Origin of the sequence: Streptomyces sp. NPDC005706, from assembly GCF_040631045.1 — a bacterium.
GTDB lineage: Bacteria > Actinomycetota > Actinomycetes > Streptomycetales > Streptomycetaceae > Streptomyces.
Map to the genome: position 1 here is coordinate 53,619 of NZ_JBEXYS010000036.1, position 19,666 is coordinate 73,284.

A 19,666-nucleotide genomic window follows, 5' to 3' on the forward strand; every position below is an offset into this window, starting at 1 on the left:
TACATACAAGATGACTATGTGGGGCGGGAGTTGCCTATGTCACTCTCCTCTGGTCCATGCCAGGAACCGGCTGAACAGACCGGGCCTCGCCTTGGCCGCGGCCGGCGCCACCGACTGCGGCGCGGAGCTCGGAACCAGGTGCGCGGTGCTCGTGGCCGGCTGGGGTTCCGGCGACCGCGCGGGCGTGACGCTGCGGGGCGTGAACCGGACCGGCAGGTTCACCAGGGACCGGCTCCAGGGGGCCGGCACCCAGTTCAGGTCCTTGAAGGGAACCCGGACCTCGACGTCGGGCAGCCGGTTGAGCAGCGTTTCGACGGCGGTGACCGCGATCACGAACGCCGGGTCCTTGGCCGGGCAGGCGTGCGGCCCGGCCCCGAAGGCCAGATGGGCCTTGGCGCTGAGCTGTTCGCGGTGCTCGGCCAGCCGGGGGTCGGTGTTGGCCGCGGCGAAGGAGATGAGCACCGGGTCGTTGGCGCGGACCGTCCTGGCGCCCAGCTCCACGTCGTGGGTGGGGTAGTGGGCGGCGTAGTTGGCGATCGGCGCGTAGTTCCACAGCACCTGGGTGACGGCGTCCTCGACCGGCAGGCCGGCCTGCCAGTCCTCGCCGAGGATCAGGGCGCCGGCGCTGCCTATGGTCGCCGACAGGGGAGCGGTGCCACCGGAGAGCAGGGTCACCAGCTGGTGCAGCACCTCCTCGTCGGTGAGCTGCGCGGAGTGCTCCATCAGACGGGTCGTCAGGTCGTTGCCGGGCCGGCGCCGCTTCAGCGCGATCAGCTCGCCCAGCGCCTCGCCCAGCACCTGGTCCGCGCCCGCCGTGCCGTCGAAGATACCGCTGATGCCGACGATGACACGGTCACCGATCTCGGGCGGGCACCCGAACAGGTCGCTGAACACCAGCAGCGGCAGCGGCTGGGCGTACTCCGCCATCAGCTCGGCCTGCCCGAGCCGGTCCGAACTGAACCGGCTGATCAGGTAGTCGGCCGACTGCTGGGTCTGCCGCACGAGCTGCATCTCGTTGACGCCGGCCAGACTGTCGGTGACCGCCTGGCGCAGCCGGGCGTGCGCCGCCCCGTCGCTGAACAGCGCGTTGGGCCGGTACCCCATCATCGGCACGGCCGGGCTGTCCGCGGGCACGCGTCCCTCGTTCAGCGCGCGCCAGCGCCGGGAGTCCCGGACGAACGAGGCCGGGTTCTGCAGGATGTACAGGGCGGCGTCGTAGCTGGTGACCAGCTCGACCTCCACTCCCGGGGCGATGTCCACCGGTGCGCTCGGGCCGAGTCGGCGCAGCTGTTCGTAGTGGGCGTCCGGATCGGAGCCGAACGCGGGCCCGTAGAGCGGGACGTTGCCGTGCGCGGGGCAGCCGGGCGGTGGCCCCTGGATGCCGGGAGGCTGCTGCATGTGGGGGTGGCTCCTAGTCGAGAAGGGACAGAAGGTGGTGGACGAGGGTGATCAGAGCCTGTGCCGAGGACTGCTGGTCGCGTACGTCGCAGGCGACGACGGGGGTCCGCTCGGACAGGTTCAGCGCCTCGCGGATCTCCGCGAGCGGGTAGTCGACCGTGCCGTCGAAGTGGTTGACGCCGATGGCGTACGTCAGGCCGAACCGCTCGACCAGGTCGAGGACGGGGAAGGAGTCCGACAGCCGCTCGGGGTCGACGAGCACAAGCGCGCCGAGCGCGCCCCGGGACAGTTCCTCCCACATCTCCTTGAAGCGCTCCTGACCCGGCGTGCCGAAGAGGTAGAGCACCACCTCGTCGCTGATGGTCAGGCGGCCGAAGTCCATGGCGACCGTCGTGGTGATCTTGTCCGGGGTACCCGACAGATCGTCAAATCCCACGCTGGCCTCGGTGATCTCCTCCTCGGTCTGCAAGGGCTCGATCTCCGAGATGCTCCCGATGCACGTGGTCTTCCCGACCCCGAAGTGCCCCACCACAAGGACCTTGACCGCGGTGAGAACACCTGAATCCAGGTACACGAATCACGCTCCGAATCGGGCTTTGAGGCCGTCGAGTACGGCGTTGAGCACTTCCCGGTCGACACGTTCGGCGGGCGGAACCGGCTTACGCGCGATGATGTGACCGCTCTCCTCCATCTGCGCCAGGAGAATCCGCACGATCCCCAGGGGCAGATGTGTGTGGGCGGCCACTTCGGCCACGGAGAGAAAACCCTCCGCCACCAGATCCAGAACCCGGCGCGCCTCCGGTGAAAGGGTGCGCACCGATGCGGCGGCACCCTCTTGCGCGGACACCAGTGTGGTGCGCTCGTAGGCATTCTCCGGTGGCAGGGCCCGCCCGTTCGTGATCACGAAGAGCGGGACTAATGCCGAGGTCAGCTCGAGTTCCTCGTGCGGCTCGTCATTCACGTACGGCTCGCCTCCCCGCGTGGTGCCAGATATCCGTTCAGCCGGGGTACCGCCTGATGCAGACGAGTGGTGAACTCCTCGATATCGGCCTCGTGTTCGGCGGCCGCGGCCAGGAAGGCACCGTGCCCGGCCGAGATCAGGAAGATCCAGCCGTGCTGGAACTCGATGACCGTCTGCCGCCACTGCGCCGCCGGATCCGGCCCGGCGAACTGCGAGGTGGCCCTGCTGTAGGCGTGGATCCCCGTCATCGCCGCCGAGATGGTGTCCGCCAGATCCTGGCTCATGCCCGTGGTGGCGCCGCGGGGCAGGCCGTCGTGGCCCAACAGGACGGCGTGGCGGGCGCCTTGCACCTCACCGACCGCCGCGTCGAGGTCCGCCAGGGGGATCCCCGTGCCGCCCACCGCCACCTGCCGGCCCCCGCCGAGACGCCCTTCGGCGCTCTCCGTGTGCACGCGCGGCGGCGAGGTGAGGTTGTTGCCCAGCCGGGCGACGAGCCGGTGCATGCGGAAGGAGATCTGCTGCATGTCGACGTCGGGCGCCGCGGCGGCGGCGAGATAGGCGCCCTGGCCGGCGCCGATCAGGAAGATCCAGCCGTGCGAGAACTCGATGATCGTCTGGTTCCACTGCCTGTCCGCCCCGGGCCCGGCGAAGTGGGCGGTCGCCCGGCTGAGCGACTGCATGCCCGCCATGGCGGCGGAGATCGTCCGCACGTCCTTCTGGTCCATGCCCTCGGTCGCGCCCCGGGGCAGGCCGTCAGCGGACAGCAGGACGGCGTGGCGCGCCTTCGGCACGTTCTGCACGATGTCCTCGAGCATCCACGACAGGTCTGTGGTCATGCCTCATCGGACCCTTCGGACGGCGCCGAGGCGAGATTGCGGCCCGAGAGCGTGCCGCGCTGGAAGGCTCCCAGGCTCCGGCCGACGGCCCGGCCGGCTTCCTCCGGCGCCGGGGCGGGCGACGTGGTGGTGTCCTGGTCGGGGACGCTGGCGATGGGTGCCTGACGGGCTCCCCGCCGGGGCAGGCCGTGCGCGGTGCGGGCCACCGGCTCGGGCCGGCCCACGCTGCCACGAATACCGCTGACCTGGGGCTCCTCGGGCACCGCCGGCTCCTCCTCGGTCCACAGTTCCTCCGGCAGCAGGACGACCGCCCGCACACCGCCGTAGCGGGAGACGCCGGTGACGTCCACCCGGAATCCGTACTGCCGGGCGAGCAGGCCGATCACCGGGAAACCGAACTTCGGCTGGTTCCCGAGGTGCGAGAGCCGGGGGCTGAAGTCACCGGAGAGCAGCGCGGAGGCCTTCTGCCGGTCCTCGTCGTTCATTCCGACACCGGCGTCGTCGATGACGATGCACAGATTCTTCTGCACCCGCTGGAAATTGACCTCGATCGGCGAACCCTGCTGGGAAAAGCTGGCAGCGTTGTCAAGAAGTTCGGCGACCGCGAGGGCGACCGGGGAAACGGCGGCCGCCTTCAACGCGAGGCCGGTCTGCTGCATGATTTCGACGCGCCGGAAGTTTCGAATCTGACCCTGTGCGCTCCGCACCACGTCATAAACACTCGCGGGCCTGTTGCGGCGGCCCAGGGGCGCACCGCACATCACCGCAATACCCTGTGCCTTGCGTGCCATCTGTGCATTGGCGTGACTGACTTCCAGCAGATCGCCCAGTACGGAATGGCCACCGTATTTGCGCTGAATTTCCTCGAGCAGCGTGAGCTGTTCCGCGGCAAGACTCTGCAGAAAGCGCGCCGATCCCTTGAGGACGGCCTTCGTGCTTTCCTCGGCCGCCTCTTCGGCGTCCGCGATGGTCTTGTCGTGCTCGGCTCTGTGCTGCTGCAACTGTGCGCTTAAAGCAGCCAGTTGGCTGTCGGCTGCGCTCAGCTGCCGGGTGAGTTCGGCCTCGGCCAGGCGCTTCTTCGCGGCGATGGCCTTGTTGCGACGACTGAGCGCGAGCGCTGCGGCGACGGCAATGACCGCCACTGCGACCAGGCACCAAACGAGTGCGTCTCGAAACATGGATACCTTTCCTATGTGTAGCCCGCAACCATCGGTGGACGGACGTCGGGGGAATCCGTGACACAACCGCTCGGAACGACTCGGCCGACTTCGGGTCGAGAAGCCGGTCCGAGTGCAGCGCCCGAGCTGAGTGGACCAAGGTCGCAGACGCGGGGATGCTATCACTGACTTGGGGAAACGTTTGCAGCGCGGAGTGGCTGTATCGGACCTTACCGGAGCGCTGGTTCCGCCTGTTTTGTGGGCGTACAGGTTGCCGTGCGCGGGGCCCCGTAACCACCGGTTGTTCGCCGCCGCGCCTATTGAATGCGCGGCGGTCGTCATTTCCCCGACATCTCGCCGGACTCATTGCCCTTTGTCGGACTTGAGATCACGCGCGCCCGTATACGAAGCCGGACCGCCGTCCGTCCGCGGTGCTGTACCGGCCCGCCGCGGCCCGGCCGCCCGGGGCCCTGGAGGCGCCCGGAGGATGATCCGCTCGGTACCCGACCCTCCGAGGAGCCATGAGCCATCGCGCCGCCAACCTGCCCCGACTGCTGTCCGAGGCCCGACGCTGGTTCGAGGACGCCCTGTTCGCCGGAGTCACCCGGCAGACCGCGCACCAGGCGGTGCACGGCCTGATCGGCATGGGCCTGCTGGAGCAGACTCCCGACCCCGCCTCCGCGCGCCGGCGCCTGATCCGGCTGACGGCCGAGGGACAGCGGGTCCACGAGCGCGCGCAGGCCACCATCGAGGTGATCGAGACGCTCCTGGTGGACCGCATCGGCCCGTCCCTGGTCCGTGCCCTGCGCGACGCGCTCACCGCCGACTGGGGAGTGCCGCCCCTGGTCACCGCCCCCTGATCCGCTGAACGGCCCGGCTCAGCACCACCACGCCGACCACGATCAGCACGGCCCCGCACACCGAGGGCAGCAGCCACCAGCCCGTGCGGATCCGCTCGTCGAACAGGGTGATGCCCAGGGCCAGACTCACCACCGCGTCACCGATGGTCAGCGCGGGCTGTGCCGCGGCCAGCGGACCGGCCTGCAGCGCGTTCTCCAGCAGCAGCACGGAGGCCGCGCCGGCCAGTGCGAAGCCGTACGTCTGCCAGGACCGCAGAAAGGCCGTGAACCCGTCGTCGGCGAAGGTTCCCGTCGCCGATTTCAGCAGAGCCGCGGTCAGGGCGTTGCCGGTGGCGGACGCCGCCGCGAGCAGCGCGGCGCGCCGGGCCGCCGGGCGCCCCCGCCCGGCCAGCAGGACCATCGTGGCCATGCCGCCCAGACACAGCGCCAGGGCCGGGACCCAGCGCACCATCCCCGCCTGGTCGGTGGCCCCGTGCGGCGCGGCCGCCGCGAGCAGCACGCCCAGGCCCACCACCACGCCGCCGACACCCCACCAGCCCCAGCGGGGCAGCCGCCGGTGCATCAGCGGACCGGCGATGAGCAGGGCGAACGGCAACTCCAGGATGAACAGCGGCTGTACCAGCGCGAGCGGCCCGTTGACCAGGGCCAGGCTCTGGCACACCGCCGCGCCGATCACCCCCGCCATGCCCAGCACCCACGCGGGCCTGCGGGCGAGCTCACCCAGCAGCCGCAGCCCGCCCCGCCGGCTCGCGGAGGCCGCCTTGCGCTGGAACGCGGTGCCCGCGGCGTTGCTCGCCGCTCCCGCGACGGCGAACACCGCGGCCAGTTCGATCACGACCGTCTCCCGCCTGCGGACACTGCCTTCCGGAGGAGCCTCGGGCAACCTCAGCCTACGAAAGCCCTTGCCGGGGCGCCGCCGCGCCACGAGCCGGTACGGCCGTACGGAGTTCCGCGGCGGCGGGCGCGGCCGGACGCCGTCAGCCGAACAGCGGGAAGCGGTGCGCCGCGGCGCCCAGTGCGGCGCGTTCGGCGTCGGTGAGCGCGGCCCGTCCCGTGCCCACGCGCGCGTAGTGCGTGTCGCTCCACCACGGCGGGGCGGGCCGGCCGAGCAGGCCGTCGAGGCTGGCGCGGACCGCGGCGAGACCCGCGGCCGACGGGCCGGCGGTGAGGGGGAGCCGTACGACCATGTCGAGATGGTGGACGGTCGCCTCGACGGTGAGAGTGGTCATCAGGTCGCCCGCGGTCAGGACGTGCCCCTGGGTGGCCACGCGCGCGGCGGGGTCGGCGCAGGCCGCCGCGTGCCCGGCCGCGGTCACGGTCTCGGTGTAGAGGTCGCGCAACTGGCCGAAGTCCAGGAACATGCTCGCGTTCACCCGCGCCCAGCGCCGGCCGTTCGCCGCGCCGGGGGCCTCGGGGCGCCAGTCCGACCAGTAGCTCACCGCGTCCCGGTCCACCGGTTCCTCGCACGGCGTGTGCAGGGCGACCAGGCCGCGCCGGGCGTCGTCGAGGCAGTGCAGGACGAGATCACGGACGGCCCAGCCGGTGCAGCCGGTGGGCAGCCAGGACTCCTCGTCGCCCAGTTCCGCCACCACCGCCGAGGCGGCCTCGTAGGCCGTGCGCAGCGTCAGTGCCGGGTCCGTGGGCCGGTCACCGCTCATGCGGCTCGGCATCGGTGGCGCCGGGGCCGTGCCGGTGATCGGCCAGTGCCGCCCGCATCCGGCACAGCCTCTTGTGCTGGAGGTTGCCGTAGGGGATGAACCAGCCGAGGAAGACCACGGTGAGCAGCGCGAAGCCCAGGGTCTGGCGCGGCCCGGCGGTCAGCGCCGTCAGTGCCGTCACCGCGCAGAACAGCAGGGTGAGTACGACCTGCGCCGCGACACGGTGCCGGGTGCGGTGCAGACGCTGCTCCACCAGGGCGCGCATGGCTTCACGCCCCGCCGGATCGGTGGGCACCTCGCCCCTGCGCAGCCTGCCGTCAAGGCCGATGAGCCGGTCCGTGGAACCGCCGGCCGCTCGCTTCTCCCTGCGGCGCGCCGTCAGCACCACGGCGATGCCGCCCAGCGAGCACAGCGCCGTCCGCGTCAGGACCGAGGCGGCCGAACGCGACGGGTACAGAAGCAGGATCAGGGCGCTCGCGAGAAGAACGGACAGCAGGATCTGCACCCATAAGTGCCGGCCCAGGAAGTCGGTCAGGCGTTCCACGACCGTCTCCTGCCCTCAGTGGAGCGACCGGTGGCGGCCGGCCACCCGGGCGGTCAGGGCCACGGCGAGCAGGACCCAGGCCACCGCGCTGTACACCCAGGCCGTCGTCCCGCGCACCGCGCCCACCGAACTCCACACCGCCCAGAGGGCGAGGACGGCGCACCCCGCCGTCCAGGCGATGTCGGTGATCCGGGCGCGCAGCTGCGCGCGCTGCGCGGTGCCCGGTTCGAGATCACCGAGCTCCCGGTCCAGCGGTGTCCCGCGAGATGTCACGGCCGGTCTCCTCCCGTTGCGGCGTCCGAGGCCTGTCGCGTACCCGGCCGCGGAAGGAGCATGTCGTCAAATGCCGTGTCCAATACGGAAGTTGGTGATCCGTTTCGGACTTCCGCCGCTCGGTCGCGCGGCCCCTCACACCCGGCTCGACGTGGCCGTGTCCGCGGACAGCCGCTGGGCGGCGTAGATCGGGACGACCGAGAGCAGGACGAGGACGGCGGCCACGACGTTCACCACGGGCGCCTGTTGCGGCCGGGTCATGTTGTTGAAGATCCAGATGGGCAGGGTCTCGACGCCGGGGCCCGCGGTGAAGGTCGTGACGACGATCTCGTCGAAGGACAGGGCGAAGGCGAGCAGGCCTCCGGCCAGCAGGGCGGAGCGGACCAGCGGGAAGGTGACGTCCGCGAAGGCGCGGAAGGAACTCGCGCCGAGGTCCATCGCCGCCTCCTCGTACGACGCGGCCGTGCGGCGCAGCCGGGCCACGACGTTGTTGAAGACGACGACGATGCAGAAGGTGGCGTGGCCGACGATCACCGTGAACAGGCCGAGGCCCACGCCGAGCGGCTCCAGGACGGTGCCGAACGCGGAGTTGAGGGCGATGCCCGTGACGATGCCGGGCAGCGCGATCGGCAGCACCACGACGAAGGACACCGTGCCGCGGCCGAAGAAGCGGTGCCGGGCCACCGCGAACGCGATCAGCGTGCCGAGAACCAGCGCGATGGCCGTGGCCCCGAGACCCGCCTTCACCGACACCCACACCGCGGCGCGCGCACCGGAGTTGCCCGCGGCCACGGACCACCAGTGCAGGGTGAGTCCCGGTGGCGGCCAGCTCGCACTGCGGTCCGGGCTGAGGGAGTTGACGAGGACGAGCAGCAGCGGGACGTAGATCATCGCGAAGCCGAGAGCGGCGCCCAGGCGCAGGGCGATCCGCGCGGTGCGGCCGAGATGCATGGCGCTCCTCCTCTACAGGTTGTTCAGGGCGCCGGTACGGCGGATCGCCAGCAGGTACAGGACGATCACGACCACGGGGACGGTGCCGAGCGCGGCGGCCATGGGCAGGTTGAGTTCGATGTTGGAGTACACGAGGTTGCCGATCAGCTGGGTCTTGCCGCCGACGATCTGCACGGTGATGTAGTCGCCGAGGCTGAGCGAGAAGGTGAAGACCGATCCGGCGGCGACCGAGGGCAGCACCATGGGCAGGACCACCGAGCGGAAGGTGCGGCCGGCCCGCGCGCCGAGGTCGGCCGAGGCGTCGAGCAGGTTGTCCGGGAGCTGCTCCAGGGCCGTGTGGAGGGGCAGGATCATGTACGGCAGCCACAGATAGGTCAGGGTGAGCACGGTGGCGGGCAGACCGAAGCCCGGACCGCTCAGCCCGAACGGCCGGAGCATCCAGTCGGCCAGTCCGCCCTCGGCGAGTATGAGCCGCCAGGCGTACACCTTGACCAGGTAACTCGCCCAGAGCGGGGTGAGGATGGCGACCACCAGCAGCGGGCGCCACCTCGGCCGGGCCACCCGCGCGGTGCAGAAGGCGACCGGGAAGGCGATCACGGCGCACAGCACGGTCACCGCCAGGGCCACGCCGACACTGCGCAGCACCACCTGCCGGAACACCGGCGTGGTGAAAAGCGTGTGGAAGTTGTCCGTCGACCAGACCTTCACCACCTGGGAGGTGAAGGAGTTCGTCGTCCAGAAGGCCGAGACGAACAGGACCGTCAGCGAGCCGAGATAGAGGACGGCGAGCCACAGCAGTGGGGCGGTGAGCAGCAGCGTCAGGCGTAGCCGGGGCCGGCGGTGCAGGATCCCGGCGAGCCGCCGGACGGTGCCCCGTCCGGCGGCCGGCGTCACATCGGTCGTCACCGCTCAGCCCTTGATCTCGGTCCAGGCCTGCACCCACTTGGCGTACGGCACGCAGCGGACGCCGGTACGGCCGTCGAGGCACTGCTCGATGGGCGTGTTCCAGAAGGCGATGTTCTTCCAGTAGCCCTCGTCGGAGGCGTGGTAGGTCGCGCAGAAGGTCTTGTCACTGGTCTCGGAGCAGGCCTTGGCGTTGGCCGGGGCCTCCCCGAAGTACTCGGCGACCTGGGCGTTGACCTTGGGGGAGACGATCCAGTCGAGCCACTTGTAGGCGCAGTTGGGGTGCTTGGCCTTCGCGGACACCATCCAGGTGTCGGACCAGCCGGTCGAACCCTCCTTGGGGACGAACGCCTTGACCTTGGCGCCCTCGTCGGCGGCGAGTCCGGCGATGACCTGCCAGGTGGTGCCGATCACGGAGTCCCCGCTCTTGAAGGCCGAGACCTCCTTGAGGTAGTCGCTCCAGTACTCGCCGACGTCGCCGTTCTGCTTCTTCAGCAGCGCCACGGCGGCGTCGAACTGCTTCTGGTCGAGCGCGTAGGGGTCCTTGATCTTCAACTCCGGCTTGGTCGCCTTGAGATACAGGGCGGCGTCGGCGATGTAGATCGGTGAGTCGTACGCGGTGACGTGCCCCTTGTGCCGCGCGGCGTCGTCGAAGACGGCCGACCAGGAGGTGGGCGCGGGGCTCACCTTCTCGGTGTTGTACATCAGCAGGTTGGCGCCCCGGCCGTGCGGGATCCCGTACATCTTCCCGTTCACGGAGTTCCACGAGCCGTTCTTCAGCCCGCTGAAGATGTCCTTGTAGTTGGGGACGAGCGCGGTGTTGACCGGAGCGGCGTCACCGGAGGCGATCAGACGCAGGGAGGCGTCACCGGAGGCGGAGACGGCGTCGTACTCCCCGGTCTTCATCAGCTTGACCATCTCGTCGGAGCTGGCGGCGACCTTGGAGTGGACCTGGCAGCCGGTCTGCTTCTCGAAGCCGCTGACCCAGTCGGTCTTGGGGTCGTTGGAGCCGTCCTCGACGTATCCGGCCCAGGCGATCAGATTGACCTGGCCCTCGGTCCGGCCCAGTTTCGTGGGCGCCTTGAGGTCGGGCGGGTTGAGGCCGGTGGCGGCGGAGCCGCCGGAGCCGGAGGAGTCGCAGGCGGCGGCGAGCAGCAGCGCGGCGGCGCCGGCCGCGGTCTTCAGGGTACGGGTGAGACGCACGACGTTCTCCAGGGGGTGAGGGAGCCTTGCGCGGAGCGGGAGAGCGGAGGGGACGGGGACGGGGCGGGGGCGGGTCAGGTGGGCAGCAGGACGGCGTGACCGCGGTGCCAGCGCAGCCTGACCCGGGTGCCGCGGTAGGCGGCGACGTCCTCGGAGGAGGTCTCCAGGTTCTGCTGCAGGGCGGTGAGCCGGCCGCCGCCGTCGAGGTCGACGAGGAACCGGGTGGCGTCACCGAGGTAGACGACCTCGGCCACGGTGCCGGTCGCGGTGGCGTGCCCGGGCTCGTCCGCCTCGGCGGACTCCTTGAGCACGCGGATCTTCTCCGGGCGGATGTTGTAGGTGCCGGGCGCGCCGACGATCCGCCGGGCCGTCTCGCCGTCGAGCAGGTTCGAGGTGCCGACGAAGGAGGCGACGAACGGCGTGGCGGGCCGTTCGTATATCTCCGCCGGAGTGCCGACCTGGGCGATGCGGCCCTGGTCGAAGACGGCGATGCGGTCGCTCATCGTCAGGGCCTCCTCCTGGTCGTGGGTGACGAAGACGAAGGTGATGCCCACCTCCCGCTGCAGCGCCTTGAGTTCGACCTGCATCTGTTCGCGCAGCTTCAGGTCGAGGGCGCCGAGCGGCTCGTCGAGCAGCAGGACCCGGGGCCGGCCGACGAGGGCGCGGGCGAGGGCGACGCGCTGGCGCTGGCCGCCGGACAGCTGGGCGGGGCGGCGCCGGCCGTAGCCCTCGAGCCGGACCTCGGCCAGTGCCTTGCGGGCGCGCACCAGGCGTTCGGCCTTGGGCACCTTGCGGATCTTCAGGCCGTAGGCGACGTTCTGCTCGACGGTCATGTGCGGGAACAGGGCGTAGTCCTGGAAGACCGTGTGCACGTCCCGTTCGAAGGGGGCGAGGCCCGTGACGTCCTGCCCGGCGAGTTCGATGCCGCCCCCGGTGGGGGTCTCGAACCCGGCGATGAGCCGGAGGACCGTGGTCTTCCCGGATCCGGACGGGCCGAGCATCGAGAAGAACTCCCCGTCCCGGACCTCCAGGTCGACTCCGGCCACGGCGGTCGTCTCACCGAACGACTTCCGCAGATCCTGCAGCCGGATCGCAATCCCCTCCATGCGGGAACCTTTCTGGCGCGCTCAACGTTGACCGCAAACATATGAAGTCATAGTTCTAATCTCAAGAGCCCCTTAAGGTAAAGCTTGAGTCAATGCACGAGGTGGTGGCCGTGAGGCAGCACGAGAGGGAGGGCGGCGCGCGCCTGGCCGTCTTCACCCCGGTGGACAGCCGGGCGCGCGTGGACGCCGTCGTCCGCCGCATAGGGGACGCGATCGAGCTCGGCCTGCTAGCCGACGGCGAGCAACTGCCCGGCGAGAGCGACCTGGCCGGGCAGCTCGGCGTCTCCACCGTGACCCTGCGCGAGGCTCTCATGGCCCTGCGGCAGCAGGGTCTGGTCACCACCCGGCGGGGCCGCGGCGGCGGCAGCTTCGTCTCCCTGCCCGAGGTCCCCGCCGCCGACCGGCTGGAGGCCCGGCTGCGCGGCTGGAGCACCGACGAACTGCGCGACCTGGGCGACCACTGGGCCGCCCTGTCCGGCGCCGCCGCCCGCCTCGCCGCCCAGCGCACCGAGCCCGGCGACCTGGACCCGCTGCGCCGCACCGCCGAGGAGCTGGCACGGACCCGGGAGACGGCCGCGCGCAGCCGCCTGTACGGCCGCTTCCACGTCGAACTGGCGGCCGCCGCCCAGTCCGCCCGGCTCACCCGCGAACAGGTGGCCCTGCAGAGCGAGGTGGGCGCTCTGCTGTGCCTGGTCCTCGGCAGCGACGAATATCGTGAAGAAGTGGCGGAGCGTCACCGCTCCGTGATCTCCGCCGTGCAGGATGGGGCCGACCAAACGGCCGGCACGCTGGCCGAGCGGTGCGTCAGGGACGCCACGGAACGGCTCGTCGCCGTGCGCCTCACCCTCTGAACGCGCCGCGTCCGGTTCCCGTCCGCTGGAGGACACCATGGGCTGGAGCCCCGGGCAGGCCGCCTCGGCGTCCGCCACGCTGGACACGGACGCCGAGGTCTGGGTGGCCTCGCGGGTGGGCGGCGCGCTGGAGGCGGTCTTCGAGGCCGTCGCCGCGACCCGTGCCGACGCCACCACCCTGCTCGCCAGGGTGTCGGCACGCGGCGGGCACCCCGCGAGCGCCGACCTCGCCGCCCTGCGCCCCGGACTGCACCACCGCCTGACCGGCCAGGAACTGGTCTCCGGCGCCGGCTTCGTGGCGGCCCCCGGCCTGCTGGCCGACGTACCGGCCTGGCTGGAGTGGTGGCAGAAGGGAACCGACGGAGACCTGCGGCCCCTGCTGCTCGACCTCGACCCCGACCACTCGGCCTATTCGGACTACACGCACTGGGACTGGTACACCCTGCCGCGTGACACCGGCCGCCGGGCCGTTGCGGGCCCCTACGTCGACTACCTCTGCTCCGACGAGTACAGCCTCACCCTGTCCGCGCCCGTCGAGACGGGAGGGCGCTTCGCCGGGGTCGCCGCCGCCGACGTGTACCTGCGGCACTTCGAGGCCGCCGTGCTGCCCCTGCTGCGCCGGCTGCCCCGCCCCGCCCACCTGGTGAACGCCCGTGGCCGGGTCGCCGCCTCGGCGGACCCCGCGCACCTCGCCGGCTCGCTCACCAAGGGCCCCGGCTTCGGCGACCTGCTCGCCGGGTCCGCGCCCGCCGAGCACGCCGGCCTGCGGCTGGTGCCCTGCCAGGGCGTCCCGCTGGTCCTCGTCCTGCGCGAGGACTGAGTACGCTCCGGGCGCGTGCGCGGGCGCCCTTCACCCGGACGGGTCAATCCCGCGGCGTTCCGGCCGTCCCGGCGCATGGGCGCGCCCCAGCCGGTGAGACATCGGTCATGGAACAACCGACACCGACCGGCCCGGTTCCGGCTCCGCGCACTCCGTCCGGGCCCGACGTGGTGCTCACGGCGGACTTCACCTCCGAACGCCAGTGGGTCGCGGGCCGTTCGTGGGCGTATCCCGACGGCGGCCCGGTCAACCCCGGCGACGACAAGCTCGACCACCTGGTGTCCGACGCCGCCTACAGCCGCTCGGGCGTCTTCCGGGCCGGACGGAGGCCGGACGGCCGGTGGAACACCGGACTGCTGACCACGGAGGGCAGCGAGGAGGCTTTCCTGCTCCGGACGGGAGACGTCCTCACCGCCCGGGTACGGCTGCCCCGGGAGACCGGCGCCTGGCCCGCCATCTGGACCTGGCGCGACGGCGGCCAGGAGGTCGACGTCTTCGAGTACCACCCCGACAACCCGGACCTGCTGGAGCTCTCCAACCATGTGCGCGGCAGCGGCAGTTACTTCCGCGACGACGCCGTCCGCCCCGGCGCCTGGATCGACCTGCGGACCGAGTTCGGCGCCCGGTCCGTCGTCTGGTGGGTGAACGGCACCCGGGCGTTCGCGGACCGGCGCGGTGTGGGGTCCGGCTGGCACGCCCACCTCATCGTCAACCTGTCTGTGTGCGCCGGGCGTTACCACCCCCCGCCCGACCGCTCGACGACCGCGATGTCGTTCGAGGTGAGAGACCTCGTCGTGCGACGGCCGCGAAGCACCTCGGCGCGGGAGGGGGAGACGGTGGAGGGCGGCGAGGAGCAGCCCGCCTGACGCACGGACGGACGGCCGCCGGCGGCACCGCCGGGGGAGCCCGGCCCCGTCGCCGGCCCCGGCGGCCGCGTTCCGCGCCCCCCGGTCAGTCCACCGGCCAGGTGTGCACCGGGGCGTTGAGGTGCATGTAGTCGATGTACAGCTCGGTCATCCGGCGCAGCGCCTCGTGGCGGCCGGCCTGGGTGCCGGACTCGATGCGGTGGAACATCTCCTTCTGCCACACCGCCCCGTTGCGGGCGGTGACACAGCGCTGCTCGATGATGCCGAGCAGCGGCTCCCGCCAGGCCGAGTCCATGCCGGAGTGCTCCAGACCGCGGTGCGCCAGCGGCAGCAGCCGGCGCAGCACCAGTTCGGGCACCGGCACCTCGCCCATGCCGGGCCAGTACAGCAGGGCGTCGATCCCCTGCCGGGCCGCGGTGTGGAGGTTCTCCTCGGCCGCCGCGAAGGACATCCGCGACCACACCGGCCGGTCCTCCTCCACCAGGGCGCGCGTCAGCCCGTAGTAGAAGGCGCCGTTGGCGAGGGTGTCGGCGACGGTCGGCCCGGCGGGCAGCACCCGGTTCTCGATCCGGACGTGCGGCTTGTCGTGGGCGATGGCGTAGACCGGCCGGTTCCAGCGGTAGATGGTGCCGTTGTGCAGGGACAGTTCGGACAGCTCGGGGATGTCCCCGCGGTCCAGCGTCTCTCCGGGCTTCTGCTCGTCGCACAGGGGCAGCAGGGCGGGGAAGTAGCGCAGGTTCTCCTCGAACAGGTCGAAGACGCTGTTGATCCACCGCTCGCCGAACCACACCCGGGGCCGTACCCCCTGGACCTTGATCTCCTCGGGACGGGTGTCGGTCGCCTGCTCGAAGAGCGGCACCCGGGTCTCGTGCCACAGCTCCTTGCCGAACAGGAACGGCGAGTTGGCCGCCAGCGCCACCTGCACCCCGGCGATGGCCTGCGCCGCGTTCCAGTAGCCGGCGAAGCTCTCCGGGGACACCTGCAGATGGAACTGGGTACTGGTGCACGCGGCCTCCGGGGTGATCGTGTCGGCGTACGTCCGCAGCCGGTCGACGCCGTCCACCTCGATCCGCAGATCCTCGCCGCGCGCCGCGAAGACCTGGTCGTTCAGCAGCCGGTAGCGCGGGTTCTCCGACAGGGTCCCCTCGCCGATGTCGTCCTGCCGCAGCGTGGGCAGGATGCCGATCACGACCAGGCGCGCGCCCACCGACCTGGCCCGCTCGTCCGCGTGGTTCAGCGCCGCACGGATTTCGGACTCCCAGGCGTCGGGGCCGCCCTCCGTCAGCGCGCGGGGCGGCACGTTGATCTCCAGGTTGAACCGGCCCAGCTCGGTGGACCAGGCGGGGTCCGCGATCGCCTCCAGCACAGCGGTGTTGCGCATCGCGGGCTCGGCGGCGTCGTCGACCAGGTTCAGCTCGATCTCCAGCCCCACCTGGGGCCGCTCCGCCTCGAAGAGCTGGTCGCGCAGCATCTGCGCGAAGACGTCGAGACACTCCTGCATCTTGATCCGGTACCGGCGCCGGTCCTCACGGGTGAAGACGAGCGCCGGGACGTCCCGTCCCATCGGCCCTCCTGGATCGCGCTCCTCGAAAGACCTCCCGTCCCAGGGTGGCACCACCGGGCGAACCGCACCATGCGGGACGGGGATTGCCCGGCACCGGGCGTACCTCACAGGGCCCGGGCGACGAGCAGCGCCACGTCGTCGTGGTCCTCGGGATGCCGCAGGCCGTACAGCAGCAGGTCGCAGGTCTCCTCGAGCGGCCGTCCCGGCTCGTCGAGGAAACCGAGGAGCACGTTGAGACGGTCGTCGATGGGGTGCTGCCGCGTCTCCACGAGGCCGTCGGTGTACAGCACCAGCAGATCGCCCGGGCCCAGCTCCACGGTGGCCGTCTCGAACTCGACGCCCCCGACGCCGAGCGGTGCCCCGGCGGGCAGGTCGAGCAGTTCGGGCGCCCGGCCGGGCCGGGCGAGGGCGGGCGGCATGTGTCCCGCATTGGCGATGGTGCACCGCCGGGTGCGGGGGTCGAAGACGGCGTACAGGCAGGTGACGATGTAGTGCTCCAGGTCGCAGGTGATCCGGTCCAGATGCTGGAGCACCGCGTCGGGGGCGAGGTCCAGGTCCGCGTAGGCGCAGGTCGCGGTGCGCAGCCGGCCCATGGTGGCGGCCGCGTCGATGCCGTTGCCCATGACGTCGCCCACCACCAGCGCGGTCTTGTCGTCGGCCAGCGGGATGACGTCGTACCAGTCGCCCCCCACCTCGCTGGTGGCCTGCGCGGGCTGGTAGCGGGAGGCCAGCTCCAGGCCGGTGCTGTGCGCCGAGTGGTCGGGCAGCAGGCTGCGCTGGAGGGTGAGCGCGGTGTTGCGCACGCTCTGGAACCAGCGGGCGTTGTCCATCGCGATCGCGGCGCGGCCGGCCAGTTCGCCGGCCAGCACGACGTCGTCGTCGTCGAAGGGCAGCGGGTTGCGGGTGCGTTTGAGGTCGAGCGCGCCGAGCACCTCGCCGTGCGCGATCAGCGGTACGGCGAGATACGAGTGCACGCCCGCCCGCGCCAGATAGGCTCCGGCCTCCTCGTTGCGGGCGATGCGCGACAGGTCCCGCTCGCCGACGTGCCGGACCAGGACCGGACGGCCGGTGTGGACGCACAGGGTCACCAGCCGGTCACCCTCGTAGGAGGCGAGGTCACCGGGCGGGTCGGCGGCCCGCAGCGCCACGGTGGGGTGCGCCGCCCGCAGAGCGAGGGCGCGGAACAGCTCGGGGCCGTTGTCCGGGCGGCGGACGCGCCGGCAGGCGAGGGCGGAGTCGAGGACGTCGACGGCGACCACGTCGGCGAGCACCGGAGTGGCGATCTCGGCCAGCTCACGCGCGGTCTGCTCCACCTCCAGCGAGGTGCCGACCCGGGTCGAGGCGTCCGCGATGAGCGCGAGCCGCCGCCTGGCCCGGTCCGCCTCGGCGGCCGCGCGGTGCCGTTCGGTGACGTCGACGACCGAGGCGGCCGCGCCCAGCACCCGCCCACCGGGGTCCTCGAGGCGGTAGAAGGACAGCGACCAGGCGTGCTCGTGTTCCGGGTCGGAGGGCGGCAGGCCCACGTGGTACTGGTCGAGCAGGGGGAGGCCGGTGGCGAGCACCTGACGCAGACAGGACTCGACGGTGCCCACGTCGAAGAAGGGCAGCATCTCCCGCAGCCGGCGCCCGATGTGGTCCTCGGCGGGAACACCGTCGATCCGCTCCAGCGCCGGGTTGACCAGCAGATAGCGCAGATCCGGGTCCAGCAGGGCCAGGCCGATCGGGGACTGGTTGATCAGCCGCTCGCACAGGGCCAGATCGGTCTCCACCCGCTGCAGCAGTGTGTGGTCGGCCGCGATGCCCAGGGCGTACACCTCTCCCACGTCGTCCAGCAGCCGCATGGTGCGGAACTCCGTGAGGCGGCTGCTGCCGTCCTTGTGCAGGATGGGGAAGGCGCCGGCCCACCCCCGGCCGGTCTGCAGGACCTCGGAGAACAGGCTCACCACGGCCTGCAGATGCTCGGGACGTACCAGCAGGTGCGCCGCGTACTGGCCGAGGACGTCCTCGGCGGTGTAACCGAAGAGGTCCTCCGCCTGGGGGGTCCAGAAGACGATGCGCCCGTTGGCGTCGAGCGCCACGGCGGCCACGCTGAGCACGTCCAGCAGGCCGGTCGGGCGGGGCCGCTCGGGGCTGTGCTCGTCGTCGGCGCGGAAGGAGTCCACTGCCATACCGGATCCACCTCCACCGGTCGGTCGTCGGGGGTGTACTCCGAGCGCTGAGGACCGGTACCTCCATGCTGCCCCCGGCGCCGGGCCCGCCCCAACCGCAGAACGGCCCGCGCGCTGCGGACGGACCGGCGGCAGCACGGGTGAGACGGAGGACGGAACCGACGGAACCTGCCGGAAAGGGGCGCGAGGCGTCCATGTCCGCGGGGTCGCATGATCTTCTCGACGCCTCCACCGACGCGGTGGCGCCGCTGCCGTCCGACGGCGTCGTGGCCCGGCCGGCTCCGGGGCGCCGAGGCGCTGCCCGGCGTGCGCCCGACGTCGTCGGCCGCCCTGAGGCCCGTCCGCCGGCCGGCCCCGGGGGCCCGGCCCCGCCCGGCCGCCGTCGCGCGGCACCGCGGGGCCGGAACGCCGGAGCGGCCGGATCCCGTTGCGGCACCGGGGCGGCCGCGTATCGCTCGACGGCCGGCGCTCGGTGGCCTCCGGTATCCGCGGTGCGGAGGGCTTCGCTGGTCCGGGTGGCATTCCATGTTCGCGGTGCGGCGGGCTTTCCGGTCTCGGCCTCCGTATCCGCGGTGCGAAGGACCTTCCGGTCCCGGTGGCCCTCGGTGTGCCCTCGGTGTCCGCCGCCCTGGAGACGGTCCCGGCGCGTGAGCGGCGGACGTGGTGGACGGTGGGCCGGGCCGTCCTCGGCGGATTCCTGCCCCGCTCGCCGGCCGGCATGGCCGCCGGCACTCAGCGAGGCCGGTCAGCCCTCGGAGCCGTCGGGGGAGGGGTCGGTGCAGTGGCCGGCGAGCGAGACCGGGCCGAGGCCGGTCATCGGGTCTCCTTCGTGGATACCCCGGCTTTCAGGCCGGGGAGGAAACGAAGCTCCCGCGTAGCGGGGCAGGGAAAGGCGAGTCGCCGCCAGGGCGATTCGGTGTCTATGGCCAACGGTCGACACCCGCCGTTCACACGGGAACTGATAGATTGTGAGCTATGGCGCAGCAGGTCAAGCGGGCGTTCAAGTACCGCTTTTACCCCACGAACGAGCAGGCAGCGGAGCTGTCCCGCACGTTCGGCTGCGTTCGCCTCGTGTACAACAAGGCGTTGGAGGAGCGCACTCGCGCGTGGTACGGCGAGCAGCGCCGCGTCTCCTACGTGCAGTCCTCCGCTGCGCTGACGCAGTGGAAGAAGACCGAGGAACTGGCCTTCCTGGCGGAGGTGTCCTGCGTCCCTCTTCAGCAGGCGCTGCGTCACCTTCAGACCGCGTTCGGGAACTTCTTCGCCAAGCGAGGGAAGTACCCGCGCTACAAGAGCCGGAAGAAGTCCCGAGCGTCGGCCGAGTACACCCGCAGCGCCTTCAACTGGCGTGACGGGAAGCTGACTCTGGCCAAGATGGTCCAGCCGCTGGACATCCGCTGGTCGCGTCCCCTGCCCGAAGGCGTGGAGCCGACGACCGTGACAGTGTCCCGCGACGCGGCCGGGCGTTGGTTCGTGTCCCTGCTGTGCGAGGACACCATCACGCCCGCGCACGCAACCACGCAGGCCGTGGGCATCGACGCCGGGAT

At 71.6% G+C, this 19,666-nt stretch carries 20 protein-coding genes; 5 read left to right on the top strand and 15 right to left on the bottom strand.

Annotated features, from left to right (window positions below):
- Positions 1 to 39: 39 nt before the first annotated feature.
- The 5 genes from ABZ478_RS34355 to ABZ478_RS34375 are packed head-to-tail and all read right to left on the bottom strand — an operon-like array spanning position 40 to position 4,373.
- A complete protein-coding gene (locus ABZ478_RS34355) occupies positions 40 to 1,398 on the bottom strand; it encodes a cytochrome P450 (RefSeq protein WP_359555825.1) in 1,359 nt (452 codons plus the stop codon).
- A 13-nt stretch (positions 1,399 to 1,411) separates the two neighbouring features.
- Positions 1,412 to 1,972: an ATP/GTP-binding protein gene (locus ABZ478_RS34360; RefSeq protein ID WP_359555827.1), complete on the bottom strand. Its 561-nt coding sequence runs from the start codon at positions 1,970 to 1,972 to the stop codon at positions 1,412 to 1,414.
- A 3-nt stretch (positions 1,973 to 1,975) separates the two neighbouring features.
- Positions 1,976 to 2,359 carry a DUF742 domain-containing protein gene (locus ABZ478_RS34365; RefSeq protein ID WP_359555829.1) on the bottom strand — a complete coding sequence of 128 codons (384 nt, stop codon included), beginning with the start codon at positions 2,357 to 2,359 and terminating at the stop codon, positions 1,976 to 1,978.
- Positions 2,356 to 3,195 carry a roadblock/LC7 domain-containing protein gene (locus tag ABZ478_RS34370; RefSeq protein WP_359555832.1) on the bottom strand — a complete coding sequence of 280 codons (840 nt, stop codon included), beginning with the start codon at positions 3,193 to 3,195 and terminating at the stop codon, positions 2,356 to 2,358. The genes ABZ478_RS34365 and ABZ478_RS34370 overlap by 4 nt, the downstream gene beginning before the upstream one ends.
- Positions 3,192 to 4,373 (bottom strand): ATP-binding protein, encoded by a 1,182-nt coding sequence (locus ABZ478_RS34375; RefSeq protein WP_359555834.1) that lies wholly within the window; start codon positions 4,371 to 4,373, stop codon positions 3,192 to 3,194. Before ABZ478_RS34375 ends, ABZ478_RS34370 begins: the two co-directional genes overlap by 4 nt.
- Positions 4,374 to 4,873: 500 nt before the next feature.
- On the opposite strand from ABZ478_RS34375, the gene ABZ478_RS34380 reads away from it, so the two are divergent.
- Entirely contained in the window at positions 4,874 to 5,212 is a 339-nt protein-coding gene (locus ABZ478_RS34380) for a MarR family winged helix-turn-helix transcriptional regulator (protein WP_359555837.1), read from the top strand.
- Here ABZ478_RS34380 and ABZ478_RS34385 read toward each other — a convergent pair.
- From ABZ478_RS34385 to ABZ478_RS34420, 8 genes are all read right to left on the bottom strand, one after another.
- Entirely contained in the window at positions 5,199 to 6,047 is an 849-nt protein-coding gene (locus tag ABZ478_RS34385) for a DMT family transporter (RefSeq protein ID WP_359555840.1), read from the bottom strand. The genes ABZ478_RS34380 and ABZ478_RS34385 overlap by 14 nt on opposite strands.
- Before the next feature lie 142 nt (positions 6,048 to 6,189).
- On the bottom strand, positions 6,190 to 6,870 hold the full coding sequence (locus ABZ478_RS34390; RefSeq protein ID WP_359555843.1) for a maleylpyruvate isomerase N-terminal domain-containing protein: 681 nt from the start codon (positions 6,868 to 6,870) through the stop codon (positions 6,190 to 6,192).
- Positions 6,860 to 7,414 (bottom strand): hypothetical protein, encoded by a 555-nt coding sequence (locus ABZ478_RS34395; RefSeq protein ID WP_359555845.1) that lies wholly within the window; start codon positions 7,412 to 7,414, stop codon positions 6,860 to 6,862. The genes ABZ478_RS34390 and ABZ478_RS34395 overlap by 11 nt, the downstream gene beginning before the upstream one ends.
- 15 nt (positions 7,415 to 7,429) lie before the next feature.
- Positions 7,430 to 7,687, bottom strand: coding sequence for a hypothetical protein (locus tag ABZ478_RS34400; protein ID WP_359555847.1), 258 nt, complete (start codon positions 7,685 to 7,687; stop codon positions 7,430 to 7,432).
- 135 nt (positions 7,688 to 7,822) lie between these two features.
- The gene (locus ABZ478_RS34405; RefSeq protein WP_359555850.1) at positions 7,823 to 8,638 is read right to left on the bottom strand and encodes an ABC transporter permease; all 816 of its coding nucleotides are present in this window, start codon (positions 8,636 to 8,638) and stop codon (positions 7,823 to 7,825) included.
- 12 nt (positions 8,639 to 8,650) lie between these two features.
- On the bottom strand, positions 8,651 to 9,544 hold the full coding sequence (locus ABZ478_RS34410) for an ABC transporter permease (RefSeq protein WP_359555853.1): 894 nt from the start codon (positions 9,542 to 9,544) through the stop codon (positions 8,651 to 8,653).
- A gap of 3 nt (positions 9,545 to 9,547) precedes the next feature.
- Positions 9,548 to 10,744 (bottom strand): ABC transporter substrate-binding protein, encoded by a 1,197-nt coding sequence (locus tag ABZ478_RS34415; protein WP_359555855.1) that lies wholly within the window; start codon positions 10,742 to 10,744, stop codon positions 9,548 to 9,550.
- A gap of 74 nt (positions 10,745 to 10,818) precedes the next feature.
- Positions 10,819 to 11,850 (bottom strand): ABC transporter ATP-binding protein, encoded by a 1,032-nt coding sequence (locus tag ABZ478_RS34420; RefSeq protein WP_359555858.1) that lies wholly within the window; start codon positions 11,848 to 11,850, stop codon positions 10,819 to 10,821.
- A gap of 92 nt (positions 11,851 to 11,942) precedes the next feature.
- On the opposite strand from ABZ478_RS34420, the gene ABZ478_RS34425 reads away from it, so the two are divergent.
- The 3 genes from ABZ478_RS34425 to ABZ478_RS34435 all read left to right on the top strand — a co-directional run bounded on the left by ABZ478_RS34425 (position 11,943) and on the right by ABZ478_RS34435 (position 14,387).
- The gene (locus tag ABZ478_RS34425) at positions 11,943 to 12,701 is read left to right on the top strand and encodes a GntR family transcriptional regulator (RefSeq protein WP_359555861.1); all 759 of its coding nucleotides are present in this window, start codon (positions 11,943 to 11,945) and stop codon (positions 12,699 to 12,701) included.
- A gap of 37 nt (positions 12,702 to 12,738) precedes the next feature.
- On the top strand, positions 12,739 to 13,521 hold the full coding sequence (locus ABZ478_RS34430; RefSeq protein WP_359555863.1) for a hypothetical protein: 783 nt from the start codon (positions 12,739 to 12,741) through the stop codon (positions 13,519 to 13,521).
- Positions 13,522 to 13,628: 107 nt separating this feature from the next.
- Entirely contained in the window at positions 13,629 to 14,387 is a 759-nt protein-coding gene (locus ABZ478_RS34435; RefSeq protein WP_359555866.1) for a beta-glucanase, read from the top strand.
- A gap of 85 nt (positions 14,388 to 14,472) precedes the next feature.
- Here the strand turns inward: ABZ478_RS34435 and ABZ478_RS34440 are convergent, their stop codons facing one another.
- Both ABZ478_RS34440 and ABZ478_RS34445 read right to left on the bottom strand, forming a co-directional pair.
- A complete protein-coding gene (locus ABZ478_RS34440; RefSeq protein WP_359555869.1) occupies positions 14,473 to 15,951 on the bottom strand; it encodes a glutamate--cysteine ligase in 1,479 nt (492 codons plus the stop codon).
- Between the two features lie 104 nt (positions 15,952 to 16,055).
- Entirely contained in the window at positions 16,056 to 18,119 is a 2,064-nt protein-coding gene (locus tag ABZ478_RS34445; protein WP_359555872.1) for a SpoIIE family protein phosphatase, read from the bottom strand.
- Positions 18,120 to 19,094: 975 nt separating this feature from the next.
- Between ABZ478_RS34445 and ABZ478_RS34450 the strand changes: the two genes are divergently transcribed.
- Positions 19,095 to 19,666: transposase (locus tag ABZ478_RS34450; protein WP_359555875.1), on the top strand; the 572-nt coding region annotated here is incomplete at its 3' end.

What these genes read in the sequence shown, in the direction of transcription:
- ABZ478_RS34355 (WP_359555825.1), bottom strand. Translation starts at nt 1,398, where the DNA reads ATGCAGCAGCCTCCCGGCATCCAGGGGCCACCGCCCGGCTGCCCCGCG.
- ABZ478_RS34370 (WP_359555832.1), bottom strand. Translation starts at nt 3,195, where the DNA reads ATGACCACAGACCTGTCGTGGATGCTCGAGGACATCGTGCAGAACGTG.
- ABZ478_RS34375 (WP_359555834.1), bottom strand. Translation starts at nt 4,373, where the DNA reads ATGTTTCGAGACGCACTCGTTTGGTGCCTGGTCGCAGTGGCGGTCATT.
- ABZ478_RS34380 (WP_359555837.1), top strand. Translation starts at nt 4,874, where the DNA reads ATGAGCCATCGCGCCGCCAACCTGCCCCGACTGCTGTCCGAGGCCCGA.
- ABZ478_RS34390 (WP_359555843.1), bottom strand. Translation starts at nt 6,870, where the DNA reads ATGAGCGGTGACCGGCCCACGGACCCGGCACTGACGCTGCGCACGGCC.
- ABZ478_RS34405 (WP_359555850.1), bottom strand. Translation starts at nt 8,638, where the DNA reads ATGCATCTCGGCCGCACCGCGCGGATCGCCCTGCGCCTGGGCGCCGCT.
- ABZ478_RS34420 (WP_359555858.1), bottom strand. Translation starts at nt 11,850, where the DNA reads ATGGAGGGGATTGCGATCCGGCTGCAGGATCTGCGGAAGTCGTTCGGT.
- ABZ478_RS34425 (WP_359555861.1), top strand. Translation starts at nt 11,943, where the DNA reads ATGCACGAGGTGGTGGCCGTGAGGCAGCACGAGAGGGAGGGCGGCGCG.
- ABZ478_RS34430 (WP_359555863.1), top strand. Translation starts at nt 12,739, where the DNA reads ATGGGCTGGAGCCCCGGGCAGGCCGCCTCGGCGTCCGCCACGCTGGAC.
- ABZ478_RS34435 (WP_359555866.1), top strand. Translation starts at nt 13,629, where the DNA reads ATGGAACAACCGACACCGACCGGCCCGGTTCCGGCTCCGCGCACTCCG.
- ABZ478_RS34440 (WP_359555869.1), bottom strand. Translation starts at nt 15,951, where the DNA reads ATGGGACGGGACGTCCCGGCGCTCGTCTTCACCCGTGAGGACCGGCGC.
- ABZ478_RS34445 (WP_359555872.1), bottom strand. Translation starts at nt 18,119, where the DNA reads ATGGCAGTGGACTCCTTCCGCGCCGACGACGAGCACAGCCCCGAGCGG.